The organism is Aceticella sp. 75b-Ac, from assembly GCF_056032965.2.
Map to the genome: position 1 here is coordinate 858,431 of NZ_CM190971.1, position 13,820 is coordinate 872,250.

Here is a 13,820-nt window from a genome sequence, read left to right on the forward strand (position 1 = left end):
TTGCGTTATTTTATTGGTTGTAAAGTACCGCCTGAAGGAGCAGCAGCAGTATTACCAGTATCCTTTGTAGGTGATATACTTTCTGTCACATACATATCATCGTTACCCTTCTGTGCTCCATCTCTTCCAAATGATATGATAATGTAAGAATCTTGATTTGTACTTGCTGCATAATTATAAGGATTACCCCATGGATCTGTTGGTGTATTTATTCCATGAGCTGCAAGTAAAGTTTTAGCAGCATCAGCATCAGCAGGATATTTGCCATTTCCTTCAGATGCCGCATATGCCTCTATAACGCTTTTCATTGATGCCAAATCACCCTTTGCCCTGCTTTCTCTTGCATTGTCTGTATAACCCAAAAGTTTTGGAAGAAGTACTGCTGTCAGTATTGCTATGATTGCTACAACGACTATGAGTTCTACAAGCGTGAAGCCCTTCTCATTGCGTGATATACATTGTATCCTTTTTAATAAGCTTTGCATAAAAAACCACCTCAGCCTTTCTTAAATTTTAATATTGGTATTAAATTCATTTTATACCATAATAATTATAAATGTCAAGAAAAAATATGCTTTTTCAGCAAATATTTATTAATTTTTTTATTTTTCTACACATTATTTCTATCCTGTTTTCTATCGGAATTTACACTATAAAAAAAGACTGCGTTTAAAATTAAGCCACAGTCCTTTTACGGTGCGGAAGCAACCTTTGATGTCGGTACTACATTTGGAGTTTTGCTTTGTGTCGGCGAACCGCCGCTGGAAATCCATATGTCATCATCTGTGCCCTCTTTTCCGTCAGGTCCGAAGGATATGATCAAATAGAGCTGATTTGCCATACCTCTGCTGTCGGGAACCGTACCGTAATAATATGGATTTCCCCATGGGTCTTTTACCTCCCCTTTTGTACCATCATACCACTGTATCCCTTTGTCCTGAAGAACGGTGCCGACACTGGTGGCTTTGCCTGTATCGGCTGTGGGATAATAGCCGTAATCATGGTCCGCTGCAAACGCCTTGACTATGCTTTTCATTGATGAAAGGTCCCCCATGGCTTTGCTTACCCTTGCATTTTCGGTATAGACAAGGAGCTTAGGAAATAATACTGCTGTCAGTATGGCAACTATGGCAACTACAACTATAAGTTCTACTAGCGTAAAACCTTGTTGGCTGTAAGATATATGTACCTTTTTCAATAATTTTGGCATAAAATCACTTCTGCCTTTCCCTGATTTCAATTTTTTCGTTATATTTACAATAATATACCATTATAATTATTACTGTCAAGAAAATTTTTTCAATTTTCTATTACGTCAAAGCCGTAATGTTTATCGATAATATGGCTGTTTTCATGGGTTTTACATAAATAAAAAGTCATCAACAAATCCCCCATGCTGCTTAAAAGATTCAAAAAGAAAACCATACCACCAATACTTCCCGGAATAAGCATTGAAATTACGGAAATACAGGTGACAGGTGCCAAAAGCACAATGAGAAATTCGGTCCTGCTTAGTGCTATGCCGGAGGTTTCCTGTGCATAAGCATATAAACCCTTAAAACCGTATTTTACCTTGCCGCCAAATATCTTATATGCAGCGCCATGCAGCGCTTCATGAAGAAATGTCAAGGGTATGAAAATAATAAGGATAAAAATGTATAGGTTCAAGAAAATATTACCCGTTATATTCAGCATTTTGTTTTTAGATAATATGTTTATAAATAAAATGTTTAAATATTTCTGTGTCAAAAAGCAGAATACAAAAGATATTAAAAAACATAACATATGTACCTTCCATGAAACCTTAAAAGACATGTCAACACCTCCATTTTTAAGTATTGCCATGTCTTTTAAATTATAACCATAAAACAAAGGGGACGGTTCCTTTTGTCTGAACTTTTAAATTTAATCAGCCTATATAGTCAAGCTTTGCCTTATTCTTTCAAAATCTTATGTATACTATACCTACTCACCCCAGCAATATAAGCAATATCTCTAATTGAAAGTCCTGTTTTTTCTCTGTATTTTTTTATTAAGTCATGCAATTCTTCATATCTATTAATTTCCATATTTTCTATATCTTTAATCCCAAATTCCATCGCCATTTCTTTAAATAACTCTTTGGCCTCTTCTATACCCATCTTTTCCTCTTCAATGTCGATAAAAACTTCAGTGCCTTCTGTCTGCTCCATATATTTCTTAAACTGTTCTATAGCTTTCTTTTTATCATCAGAGAAAATGCCTAAAATCAACTCTGTATCTACAATTTGACACATTTTATCATTATCGTTAAGATAACAGCTATAACTGCTCCACTTATAATCAGAAACTTTTTTCACTAGTCCCGCTTTTACCGGATTTTGATGAATGTATCTTACTAATGCTATAACGTAACTCTCATCTTCAACTGGCTCACTTCTAAACCTATCCTGAAATAAATGCCCTGTCCTATCGTATTTTTTATTAAAATAAGAAGCATAAATTCCTGCAATCCTCTTAATAGAACTTGACAAATCCTCATTGCCTTCCTTGATCATCAAATGAACGTGGTTGCTCATAAGACAAAAAGCAGTTAAATAAAACTTCCCGCCTAGCTTTTTCTCTGCCAATATTTCTATAAAGCGCTTTTTATCCTCATCACTTCTGAATATATTTTTCTTTTCATTTCCCCGCAGCATCACATGATAATACCCGCTCTTGCTTTTAACTCTTGACTTTCTAGGCATTTACATCCACTCCAAAAATAATAATTCAGACAAAAGGAACCGTCCCCCTTGTCTGATTATAACATATAAATTAGATAAAATCTCCCATTTTTTCAGAAGTTTTAATTTTATATATTCCTAAAAGGATAAAGGTTAAGGCAAAAGCCAACAGTATGATTATATTCATATAAACATCGCTTAAACTACCACCCATTTGAATTTTTTCTATAGCGTCTATTGCCCATTTCTGTGGTATAAAATCAGAAAGCTTTTGAAGTGCTTCAGGCATTAAATATAATGGCCAGAAAGTTCCCCCTAACATACAAGTAGGTGTAATAATTAAAGTAGACAAGGTATTAGAATAACTTGTAGAGGTGAAAAAGCAACTATCATTGAACTTAAACCAATAGAGGTTATTCCAAAAGAAACCAGTACTAAAAAAACATCAAATGTCGCTTTTGTGAAGCCTAAGTTTAATATAAAGGTAATCAACGCAAGTATAAAAGCTATTTGAAAAACTGTCAAAATTAAATTTACAAAGAAATTGCTCGCTAAATAAGTTCTTGGCTTTAAAGGAGAAACAAAAATTCTGTAAAAAGTTTTATCTCTCTTCTCCACAAGTATAAAATTAGAAATATTAAAAGTGCTAAACATCAAAAACATTATAAAAAATCCTAAACTTCTTGTTGTTGCCACTGCCGTCTTCCCTATATCTTCAACAATATATGTTTTCAAGCTAAAAGGACTGTTCTTATAAAGGTTGTACATCTTATAAAAATTTTCTTTATTTCCTTCAGATGCCTTGCTTAAATTGTAAAGAACATTTATCTTGCGGTCAAGATAACTTTTCAAAAATAAGGTAGTTTCTTCCCCTTTTATTGATACAATCTCTACATCCTTTGGATTTCCCTTCAAAATTTCTTCTTCAAATCTTTGAGGAATCACTATAGCGCTGTCAACTTTTCCTTTCGATACTTTATCATTTATCTCATCTTCTTTCAGAAAAACAACCTTGAATTTGTCCGTTTTTTCCAATGAATTAATTAAATCTGCCGAAATAAGACTCCCATCTTTATCTACAACACCTATTCTAAGATGCCCGCTGCCACCATAGGTAAAAAGCAAAAAGAAAAGTGGAATTATAATACCAGAAATCAATAAAATAATATTCCCTTTCCTTCTAAAAAACAACTTTACTGTATTCTTCATAACCAAAAATAGCTCTCTCACTTAAAAAGCCTCCCTTCTGAATAAGTAAGCTGACAACACTATGAAAAAAGCTGCAGGAATTAAATTTACCATGAGGGCTGTAGGTACATATTGATAATTGCCTCCCAATATCACATTAAATATGGCTGTATTTGTCCATGTAATTGGAGAAAAATTTGAAAGTTTTTCAATAAATTGACTCCCCATTTCTTTTACAGGAATATAAGAACCACCTAAGAAGGCTATAAGGGGAATTATGGCATTTAATAAGCCTTCTGCTGCAGGACCATTTTTTATAATAAATCCCAAACTTACCCCAAAGCTCGCCACAAGAATTATCTCACTTATCACAACTGCAAAAACAGTTATGATATCATTTCCCCAGTTAGTTCCGAAGATGTATTTGCTAAAAAGAATAATAATCAAGGCCTGTATAAAAACAGAAAAAGTTACCCCTAACACCTTCCCCATCAATACTTCATATTTCTTAACAGGAGAAGCTAATATTCTGCGCCCCGTCTTTTTTGTCCTTTCCATATCTATTGAAAATACACCGCTTATAGCACCGTATAAAATTATTAAAGTAAGCATTGTAACAGAATAATAATCGAAGGATGTTTGTGTAACTTTTCTGTCAATAGAGGTTATTTTTATAAATTCTCTATTTAAATTTATATCGCCGCTATTTTTAAGAAAGGCAGGATTTTGTGAAGCTATAGCTGTCATTCCTTTAAAAGTATCAGCAAAAGAGTCAATCATACTTGCTGCAATTTCCGTTTTTATATCTCCATGTGCATTCTTATAAAAAGTTATATCTTTACCTTTTAAAAAAACATAACCATCATATTTGCGTTTTTCTATTTCACTTATTCCTTTGCTGACATCTTTTATTTCTACAAATTTTACTCCCATTTTATCAGTTTCTTTAATGAAAATATCAAAACCTTGTGAAAGTATCGTATCTCCTTCATCTGTATATATGACTTTTATATCCCCTAATTTTATACCTGATGTTGACGAAAACGCAAAACCTAAAATTCCAATAAGAACTATTGGCAATAGTATCATAATAGCCATTACCTTCTTGTCATAAAGAATTTCCTTTATTTCTTTAAGCATTATAGTAAGGATTCTCATATTTTCACCTCTAATCTCTTAACTTCCTTCCTGTTAAAGTAAGAAAAACTGTCTCCAAATCGGGAATTTCATTTCTTAGGTTACGTATTGGTATGTTTTTTGAAATAAAATAATGGATTATATCATCAAAATTGCTCACATCTTTTAAACTTGTTATCTTTATCGTGCTGTCTTTTATCTCAACAGCTTTTACACCCTTTATCCCTTTCAATTCCTCCTCTTTTATTCCATCAATTGAGCCAATTTCAATATAAACTGTATTCACATCTGTAACCATTGAAGTGAGTTCTCCCTTTGTTCCTTCAGCTATAACCTTGCCATGGTCCATTATAGAAATCCGCGTGCAGATAGCCTCTACTTCCTCCATATAGTGACTTGTGTAAATAATTGTACTACCCATTGCATTTAACTTTTTAACAGATTCCAAAATGTGATTCCTCGATTGAGGGTCTATACCTACTGTAGGTTCATCCATTATTATCAATTTAGGTCTATGGACAATGGCACAGGCAATATTTAGCCTTCTTTTCATACCACCTGAAAATTTATTTGGTACTTCTTTCGCTTTATCTGAAAGACCTACAAACTCAAGAGACATCTCTACACTTTCTTTTAGCTCTTTTCCCCTAAGTCCATAAAGACTTGCAAAAAATTGGACATTTTCATGGGCTGTTAAATCTCCGTAGATAGCCACATCCTGAGGCACAATACCTATACTCTTCTTTATGAATTCCGGTTCTTTGCGTATATTTTTATCAAAAACATACACCTCTCCTCTATCAAAATTTAGCAAGCCGCAGATTATGCTTATAGCTGTCGTCTTCCCTACTCCATTAGGACCCAATAGACCGTAAATTTCCCCTTCTTCTATTTCTAAATTCATATTGTCTAAAGCTATAACATCACCAAACCTTTTTATTACATCCTTCATTCTAACTATCTTCATGAAATATACCTCTCCTTACAAAATAAATTTTCAGACAAAGAGAACCGTCCCCGGTGTCCGTTTGCCGGAAGCATGTACCGCCACCTTATATATCACCAATCATCACCACCAAAACTTTAAGGAATATATACGTAATTATAACATATTTTTATAAAAAATTACACAAATTTTTATATTATGGTACAAATTAAAAATTGCAAGTTTAAGTGACGTGAAATATTTGGTAAATATGTATAATGTTAATTGATTACTTATTTCATTTCAATATGGTTTATTGCAAAGCTAATCAAAAAGTTTTTTAAGTGCGGTTTATAATGAGAGGTTCCTGTATGATAGCCTTACTGGATAGCCAGCCATTTATGCCCCATAGCCTTTCTCCTTGCACATGCTTCGGGGGCATGGAGGGATGGCTCGCTGGCTGGTCATCATATAGGAGAGGCTCGTTGTCAACTGGATTCTTAAAATAGTTTTTGCCTTTTATGCTGTCATCATATCTTTTGCTGATTTATATCCAAATATCCTCCTTGGATAGCTGTTTATCCAATTTTCTATGTATTTTATCCTCGCATTGCTTATCTTGCTTATATCCATCCCTTTTGGTATAAACCGCCTTATTAGTTTGTTGATATTTTCGTTTGTCCCTCGCTCCCATGAGCTATAAGGATGTGCATAATACAATTTTACTCTTTTCTCTTCTTTATACTTTATAGACCTTTCTATTCCTTCATAATCCAAGAATTCACTGCCATTATCAACCGTTATTGTTTTGAATTTCTCTTTAAATGCTTTTCCATATTTTCTTTCTAATCTGTCAAGTGATGCAATAACTGATTCTTGCGTCTTTGCCGGCATTTTAATAATGATTTCTTCTCGTATGCTTCTTTCGCTTAATACCAGTAATACCGCACCTTTCCCTTCTCGTTTTCCTACAACACAATCCATTTCCCAGTGCCCATATTCTTTTCTGTTATCTACCTCTGGTTGTCTTTCTTCAATGCTTGTTCCTTTAAGATTTTTATGTGGTATTTTTATTTTCTTATAGTCTCTCTTTTTTCCTTCTTTTTTTACGGGAAGATCTTTATTTGTAAGTTTTAGAAATACATCACCCCGATCTATATAGTTATATAATGTCTTTGTACATATTTGGGCTTTAAATTTTATTTTCTTTTTTTTATCTCTCCAATTACTGCATCAGGTGAGTAATTTTCTTTGATTATCTTATTTTCTATATATTTAACCAGTTTATGGTCTTTCCCTATCTTTAGACCAGGTCCTTTATTCTTTGCATTTTCATTATATATGCGCTGTCCTGCATCTGCAGAGTACTCTTCTCTATATGTTAAATCAGAATTTAGAAGTCTTACCTTCCCTCTATTTACTTCTCTTTCAATTGTCCTGGTCCCTCTTCCCATTCGTTGTGCAATTTCATAAGGTTTTAGTCCTTCCTTCAGCAATATCTCTATTTTGTATCTTTCTTTTGCTGTAAGGTGTTTATATTTTCTCAATTCTATGATATTATCATATTGACTCATGGTATAATCTCCTTTGTATTGTTTTGTTTTATCACTTAATATTATACATCGGATTTACCATGAGTCCAATTTTTGCTTGTTCCGTCACTTTATTTTACAACTTACCATCAAATCTTATAAAATAATAGTGTATTTCACATCTCTATCAAGCGAATTTTTTCGATGAGTTTGACAAAATATTCGGGCAGGGGTGCTTCAAATTCCATGTATTCGTTTTTTGCAGGATGTATAATCCCCAAAAGCCTTGCATGAAGCGCCTGTCCCTTAAGATTGAATTTTTGCTTTTTATAGCCGTATACGGCATCACCAACGATCGGATGCCCGATATACGCCATATGTACCCGTATTTGATGTGTTCTTCCTGTTTTTATGACGGCTTCTACATATGTATTGTTTTTAAATCTCTTTAAAACCTTGTAAAGGGTCAGGGCATACCGCCCGTCTTCAACAACAGCCATCTTCTTCCTGTCAGCATGATGCCTTCCTATCGGCGCCTCTACATACCCTTCATCTTCCTTGATGACCCCTTCAACTACAGCAACATATTTTTTCAATACCTTCCTGTCCTTTATCTGATTTACAAGGCTCAAATGCGCCTTGTCATTTTTAGCAACAACCATAACACCCGATGTATCCTTATCAAGCCTATGGACAATTCCCGGTCTTAAAACACCATTTATTCCGGATAAATTCTTGCAGTGGTATAAAAGCGCATTTACAAGTGTTCCGCTGTAATTTCCCGGCGCAGGATGAACCACCATTCCCTGCGGCTTGTTTATTACGATAATATCTTCATCTTCATATAAGATATCCAGCGGAATATTTTCAGGTTCAATATCAATTTTTTCCGCCTCAGGAATATTTACTGTTATTTTATCGTTTTCCTTCAGCTTGTAATTTGGTTTTACAGTGTCATCATTTACCAAAACAAGTCCTTCAAGTATAAGCTTTTTTATATAAGAACGGGTATAATCCATCTCTGATGCTAAAAATACATCGATCCTTTTGCCAATGTCAGCCAAGGGGACATTTTGTTCGGCTACTTCCTTCAACATAATTCCCCCTACACCTCTATTTGATGCCTTTGAAAATAATAAGATATGCTAAGATAAACGAACCGACAACAATAAAGGAATCCGCAAGATTGAAAACCGCAGGGAAAAGCCTAAAATCCACAAAATCCACAACATATCCGAGTCTTATTCTGTCAATCAGATTCCCTATGGCACCGCCGAGAATCATTGAAAGGGTAAATTTGTAAGCAGTGCTTCCCGGTATCTTTACAATCGAATATATCAATGCTGTTCCGACTATTGCCGTTATTATAATAAAAAAGAGGGTCTTGTTCTGCATTATGCCAAAAGCAGCCCCACGATTTTGTATATACGTAAAATAGAAGAATTTTTTTATTACAGGAAAGGTGCCGATTGGCTTTAAATATTTCACCGCAAAATATTTTGACAGTTGATCTAAAATTACCGCTAATACAATTATAATTGCCTCCAAGTATATTCCTCCCGCTTTTTAAGCATTATTACTATTTTTCATAAGGATTAAAAACATATCCTGACCTGCCTGAACTTGTCAGGATATGCAACATTATTTTGCGTCCGTATCATCCATGAGGCTTAAAGCCTTCTCCACAACATTTTCAACTGTAAAGCCAAATTCTTTAAAAAGAATATCTACGGGCGCTGATGCTCCAAAATGGTCTATTGCTATTACTGCGCCGTCAAGACCGACATATTTATGCCAGCTGTATGAGGATGCGGCTTCAACAGCCAATCTGCGCCTTACATTGTCAGGCAGGATTGATTTTCTATATTCTTCGGGCTGTTCATCAAATAATTCCATTGACGGCATGCTTACAACCCTTGCATCGATACCCTTTTCTTTCAATGCCTTATGCGCCTCATAAATCAGCTTAACCTCCGAGCCGCTTGCCATCAATATGATATCCGGCTTGTCCTTTTCCTCGCGAAGTAAAATATATCCGCCTTTTAAAGCATCCTTCGATGTTTCATCGTATAAGGGTACGTTCTGACGTGTTAGTACTATGGCAGTAGGACCGTCTTTTTTGCTTAATGCCGAATACCAAGCAGCCGATACCTCTTTTGCATCGGCAGGTCTTATCACCGTCATATTGGGTATGCTTCTCAACATTATAAGATGCTCTATCGGTTCATGTGTAGGTCCGTCTTCTCCTACTCCTATGCTGTCATGTGTAAATATATATATGACAGGCAGCTTCATTAATGCTGAAAGTCTGACAGAGCCCTTCATATAATCACTGAAAACCAAGAATGTGGAAACATAAGGTTTTAAACCGCCATATGCCGCAATTCCATTTGCTATTGCCCCCATGGCGTGCTCCCTTACTCCAAAATGCAGATTGGCGCCTCCTCTGTTCTTTGCCGAATAATCTCCCTTGCCTTTCATATATGTCTTTGTTGATGGTGCAAGGTCTGCCGACCCGCCTATCAAATTTTTTACAATATTTGAAAGATAATTTAAAATTTCGCCTGAGGATGACCGCGTTGCTGTTTTTAAATCAAAGCTCCAGAATTTATCGTCATTCATAAGGTCAGCCGGCATTTCTTCGCCATGCCAGATATCCCATTCTTTCGCAAGATCAGGGTATTCTTCTCTGTACTTATTGAAAAGTTTAACCCATTTATTATATTCAAATCTAAGTTTTTCCTTTAAATCTGTCATGTATTTTTTTACCTCTTCGGGAACATAAAATTCTTCTTTGTAATCCCACCCAAGGAATTTTTTTGTATCTTTTATATTTTCTTCACCAAGGGGTTCCCCATGAGCAGAAGGAGTCCCCTGTTTTTTAAGACAGCCGTAGCCTATTACGGTCTTTACTATTATCAAAGAAGGTCTATCTGACTCGGACTTGGCTTTTTCAATTGCCTTGCCGATTTCATCGGTATTATTCCCATCCTGTACCGTTAAAACCTGCCAGCCATATGCCTCAAAGCGTTTTCCTACATCTTCTGTAAATGCTATATCTGTTCCACCTTCAATTGAAATATTGTTTGAATCGTATAGGGCAATTAATTTCCCAAGTTTTAATGAACCTGCCAGTGAAGCTGCTTCTGATGATATTCCCTCCATCAAACAGCCATCACCGACAATCGTATATGTATTGTGGTCTATTATATTATATCCGGGGCGGTTGAATTTTGCAGCCATATATGTTTCGGCAATCGCCATGCCGACAGCATTGGATATGCCCTGTCCAAGCGGTCCTGTTGTTACTTCGACACCGGGAGTCACACCGTATTCCGGATGACCGGGTGTTTTGCTCCCCCATTGGCGGAAATTTTTAAGGTCATTTATTGTCAGTCCATAGCCAAACAAATATAAAAGTGAATATAACAGGGCAGAACCATGCCCGGCAGACAATATGAATCTGTCTCTATTCACCCAATCAGGATTTTCAGGATTATGTTTCAAGTATTTTGCCCACAGGGTATATGCCATAGGGGCAGCTCCCATCGGCATCCCCGGATGTCCCGACTTTGCTTTCTGAACCTCTTCTATGGATAAGATTCGCATCGTATTAATCGTTAATTCATCAATTTTGTTCATATTCAGCGCTCCTTCTCTTTTTACTGTTTATCCTTCTTAATTCTGCCTCTTTTAAGACCATTTTAGCATATCATGATTCAACATGCAATTTAAGAACTTAGTTTTTGTTTTTATAGAACAGCTTCTTAACAATTTCAGCCGTTAAGACATACAACATTATCACAGCCGCGATAAGGAACAGCACCCAGAAAGGAATTGCCTGAAATCCTAAGATTCCCGCCATAGGAGAATAAGGTATGATTAGTGTGGCAATGCCGACACAGGAGGTTGCAATTACTAAATATTTCCCGGGAATGCTTTTAAAAAAGGGCTTTCTGCTCCTTATAACCAAAACAATTAACGAAGCCGACACAACCGACTCGATAAACCAGCCTGTTCTAAACTGCACATCTGAGGCATGAACAATGAACATAAGCACAGCAAATGTTAAATAATCAAAAATAGAGCTGATTAAGCCAAATACAATCATGAAGCGACGGATAAAACCTATGTCCCAGCGTCTCGGCATCACAATCATATCCTTATCTACGGAATCTGTCGCAATTGTCATCTCCGGAAAGTCGGTCAATAGATTAGTCAGCAGGATTTGTTTCGGCAGCAACGGAAGAAACGGCAAAAATAACGATGCTCCTGCCATGCTGAACATATTGCCGAAATTCGCACTGGTAGCCATAAACACATATTTTAATGTATTGGCAAAGGTTATTCTTCCGGCTTTAACACCCTCTATCAAGACATTTAAGTCTTTCTCCAGCAAGACGATATCTGCCGCTCTTTTTGCCACATCAACAGCACTATCCACAGAAATGCTTACGTCCGCAGCATGGAGAGCCGATGCATCATTTATACCGTCGCCCATATATCCTACAACGTAACCCGCCTTTTTTAAAGCAATTATTATGCGTTCTTTTTCATTTGGCTCAACTTCTGCAAAGACAGCAATTTCCCTGACTTTTTCAATAAGTGCTCCATCGCTGATATCATGGATTTCAGAACCGGTTAAAATTTTCATGCCTCTTATCCCCAATTGCCGCACAATGTTTGAAGCAATCAGCTTATTGTCTCCCGTGATTATTTTTAATGAAATCCCCAGTGCTTTAAGGTCCTCTATTGTATTGACTATATTTTCCTTAAGAGGATCAAAAAAGGTGATAAAACCTAAAAAGGTCATATCTGATTCTATTTCATCTTCTACCATTGTTTCAGTTCCGATATTTTTATATGCAACGCCGAGGGTCCTGTATCCCTTATCGCTGTAATCCCTGTATTGTTTTTGAATAGAATCTTGAACCGTTTTTATATCAACGACTTTCCCGTCTTCAATTTCAGCATTTTTGCATACCTCTATAACATTATCCAAGGCGCCCTTTGTAACCATGATATGAGGTTGAGTCTCATTAATACTTTTATCAGATTTGCTTAATATTATGCTTAATCTTTTCCTGACAAAATCATAAGGACGTTCATCCAGCTTTGTATAGTCCCTTGTATCAAATTCTTTAAATGTTCTTATTGCTTCGTCAATGGGATTTATAAAACCTGATTCAAAGTATGCATTAAGATAAGCATAAAAAAGAACCTTATCGCTTTGATTTCCGTTAACATCAAAGGTTGATTGAAGTTTAACAGTTCCTTCAGTCAGAGTACCTGTTTTATCCGAACATAACACATCCATACTTCCAAAGTTTTCAATAGAAGCAAGCCGTTTTACAATGACTTTTACCCGTGCCATCATTTTAGCTCCATGTGCAAGATTTATGCTGATGATGGCAGGAAGCAGCTGAGGGGTTAAGCCAACAGCAATTGCAAGAGAAAAGAGGAAGGAGTCAAGAACAGGACGCTTTAAAAATACGTTAATGGCAAAAATAGCTATTGTTAATATCAATGTAATCTCCATTAAAAAATAGCCAAACTGCTTAACTCCGCGTTCAAATTCAGTTTCTAAGGGTCTGATTTTCAGCCTTTCCGAAATCTTACCGAATTCTGTTGTTTTCCCTGTGCTTATAACCACGGCTTTTGCGGTTCCGCTGACAACATGTGTTCCCATCCATAAACAATTCTTTCTCCGGCTGAGGGGAGTTTCAAGAGGCAAAACACCGACCTCTTTATCTGCCGGAAAGGTTTCGCCTGTCAACATGGCTTCGTCGACACTTAGTGAATTTGATTCCAGTATCAAACCATCTCCGGGTATAACCGCACCCGCTTTTAACAGTACAATGTCACCGGGGACTATTTCCTCGACAGTGATTTCTACAGGTTTTCCATCACGAAGCACTGTTGATTTAATCTGTACTATCTCAAGTAATTTTTGAACCGCATTATTTGCGTCATATTCCTGCCAGAAACTCAAAAGACCGCTTACAAGAATTATTGTTAAAATGATTATTGCATCAACCGTATCATGAAGAAAAAATGAAAGTCCCACAGCAAAAAATAAGATTAAAATTATGGGGCTTTTGAATTGGGATATAAAAAGTTCCAAAGCATTGTTGCTTTTTTTTGGTTTTATTGAATTATAACCGTATGTAGCGATTCTTTTTTTGGCTTCATTGCTTGATAAGCCATCTTTACTCGTTTGAAGGTTTTTAAAAACATCTTCTGCCGGCATTGACCAAAAACCTTGTCTTAAATCTTTCATATGAAAGCACCTCATTAAAATATTGGTTTAGCAAAAACACATATTGCTTCTTT

Annotated in this window: 10 protein-coding genes and 2 pseudogenes; all 12 read right to left on the reverse strand. The window is 35.9% G+C overall.

Translation table 11 applies throughout. From position 1 onward, the window contains the following. Positions 1-5: 5 nt before the first annotated feature. Positions 6-485 carry a type II secretion system protein GspG gene (locus tag AC0LWJ_RS04580; RefSeq protein ID WP_474238014.1) on the reverse strand — a complete coding sequence of 160 codons (480 nt, stop codon included), beginning with the start codon at positions 483-485 and terminating at the stop codon, positions 6-8. A 206-nt stretch (positions 486-691) separates the two neighbouring features. Further along, complete coding sequence (locus tag AC0LWJ_RS04585) at positions 692-1,210, reverse strand: type II secretion system protein GspG (protein ID WP_503031473.1); 519 nt, start codon at positions 1,208-1,210, stop codon at positions 692-694. An 89-nt stretch (positions 1,211-1,299) separates the two neighbouring features. Continuing rightward, on the reverse strand, positions 1,300-1,845 hold the full coding sequence (locus AC0LWJ_RS04590) for a DUF3267 domain-containing protein (protein WP_503031474.1): 546 nt from the start codon (positions 1,843-1,845) through the stop codon (positions 1,300-1,302). An 89-nt stretch (positions 1,846-1,934) separates the two neighbouring features. After that, positions 1,935-2,726 carry an REP-associated tyrosine transposase gene (locus tag AC0LWJ_RS04595; protein WP_474238009.1) on the reverse strand — a complete coding sequence of 264 codons (792 nt, stop codon included), beginning with the start codon at positions 2,724-2,726 and terminating at the stop codon, positions 1,935-1,937. A gap of 70 nt (positions 2,727-2,796) precedes the next feature. Continuing rightward, a pseudogene (locus AC0LWJ_RS04600) lies at positions 2,797-3,914 on the reverse strand (ABC transporter permease). A gap of 21 nt (positions 3,915-3,935) precedes the next feature. Next, on the reverse strand, positions 3,936-5,051 hold the full coding sequence (locus tag AC0LWJ_RS04605) for an ABC transporter permease (RefSeq protein ID WP_474238006.1): 1,116 nt from the start codon (positions 5,049-5,051) through the stop codon (positions 3,936-3,938). Between the two features lie 10 nt (positions 5,052-5,061). Then, on the reverse strand, positions 5,062-5,997 hold the full coding sequence (locus AC0LWJ_RS04610) for an ABC transporter ATP-binding protein (protein ID WP_474238004.1): 936 nt from the start codon (positions 5,995-5,997) through the stop codon (positions 5,062-5,064). 477 nt (positions 5,998-6,474) lie between these two features. Further along, positions 6,475-7,529 (reverse strand): annotated as a pseudogene (locus tag AC0LWJ_RS04615) (IS30 family transposase). A 134-nt stretch (positions 7,530-7,663) separates the two neighbouring features. Next, complete coding sequence (locus AC0LWJ_RS04620; RefSeq protein ID WP_474239189.1) at positions 7,664-8,581, reverse strand: RluA family pseudouridine synthase; 918 nt, start codon at positions 8,579-8,581, stop codon at positions 7,664-7,666. Positions 8,582-8,600: 19 nt separating this feature from the next. Beyond that, positions 8,601-9,035, reverse strand: coding sequence for a signal peptidase II (gene lspA / locus AC0LWJ_RS04625; RefSeq protein ID WP_474239190.1), 435 nt, complete (start codon positions 9,033-9,035; stop codon positions 8,601-8,603). Positions 9,036-9,128: 93 nt separating this feature from the next. Next, positions 9,129-11,129 carry a transketolase gene (gene tkt / locus AC0LWJ_RS04630; protein WP_474239193.1) on the reverse strand — a complete coding sequence of 667 codons (2,001 nt, stop codon included), beginning with the start codon at positions 11,127-11,129 and terminating at the stop codon, positions 9,129-9,131. A 97-nt stretch (positions 11,130-11,226) separates the two neighbouring features. Then, positions 11,227-13,767: a magnesium-translocating P-type ATPase gene (gene mgtA / locus AC0LWJ_RS04635; RefSeq protein WP_474239196.1), complete on the reverse strand. Its 2,541-nt coding sequence runs from the start codon at positions 13,765-13,767 to the stop codon at positions 11,227-11,229. Between the last annotated feature and the right edge of the window lie 53 nt (positions 13,768-13,820).

What these genes read in the sequence shown, in the direction of transcription:
- AC0LWJ_RS04605 (WP_474238006.1), bottom strand. Translation starts at nt 5,051, where the DNA reads ATGAGAATCCTTACTATAATGCTTAAAGAAATAAAGGAAATTCTTTAT.
- tkt (WP_474239193.1), bottom strand. Translation starts at nt 11,129, where the DNA reads ATGAACAAAATTGATGAATTAACGATTAATACGATGCGAATCTTATCC.
- AC0LWJ_RS04580 (WP_474238014.1), bottom strand. Translation starts at nt 485, where the DNA reads ATGCAAAGCTTATTAAAAAGGATACAATGTATATCACGCAATGAGAAG.
- AC0LWJ_RS04595 (WP_474238009.1), bottom strand. Translation starts at nt 2,726, where the DNA reads ATGCCTAGAAAGTCAAGAGTTAAAAGCAAGAGCGGGTATTATCATGTG.
- AC0LWJ_RS04610 (WP_474238004.1), bottom strand. Translation starts at nt 5,997, where the DNA reads ATGAAGATAGTTAGAATGAAGGATGTAATAAAAAGGTTTGGTGATGTT.
- AC0LWJ_RS04590 (WP_503031474.1), bottom strand. Translation starts at nt 1,845, where the DNA reads ATGGCAATACTTAAAAATGGAGGTGTTGACATGTCTTTTAAGGTTTCA.
- AC0LWJ_RS04585 (WP_503031473.1), bottom strand. Translation starts at nt 1,210, where the DNA reads ATGCCAAAATTATTGAAAAAGGTACATATATCTTACAGCCAACAAGGT.
- mgtA (WP_474239196.1), bottom strand. Translation starts at nt 13,767, where the DNA reads ATGAAAGATTTAAGACAAGGTTTTTGGTCAATGCCGGCAGAAGATGTT.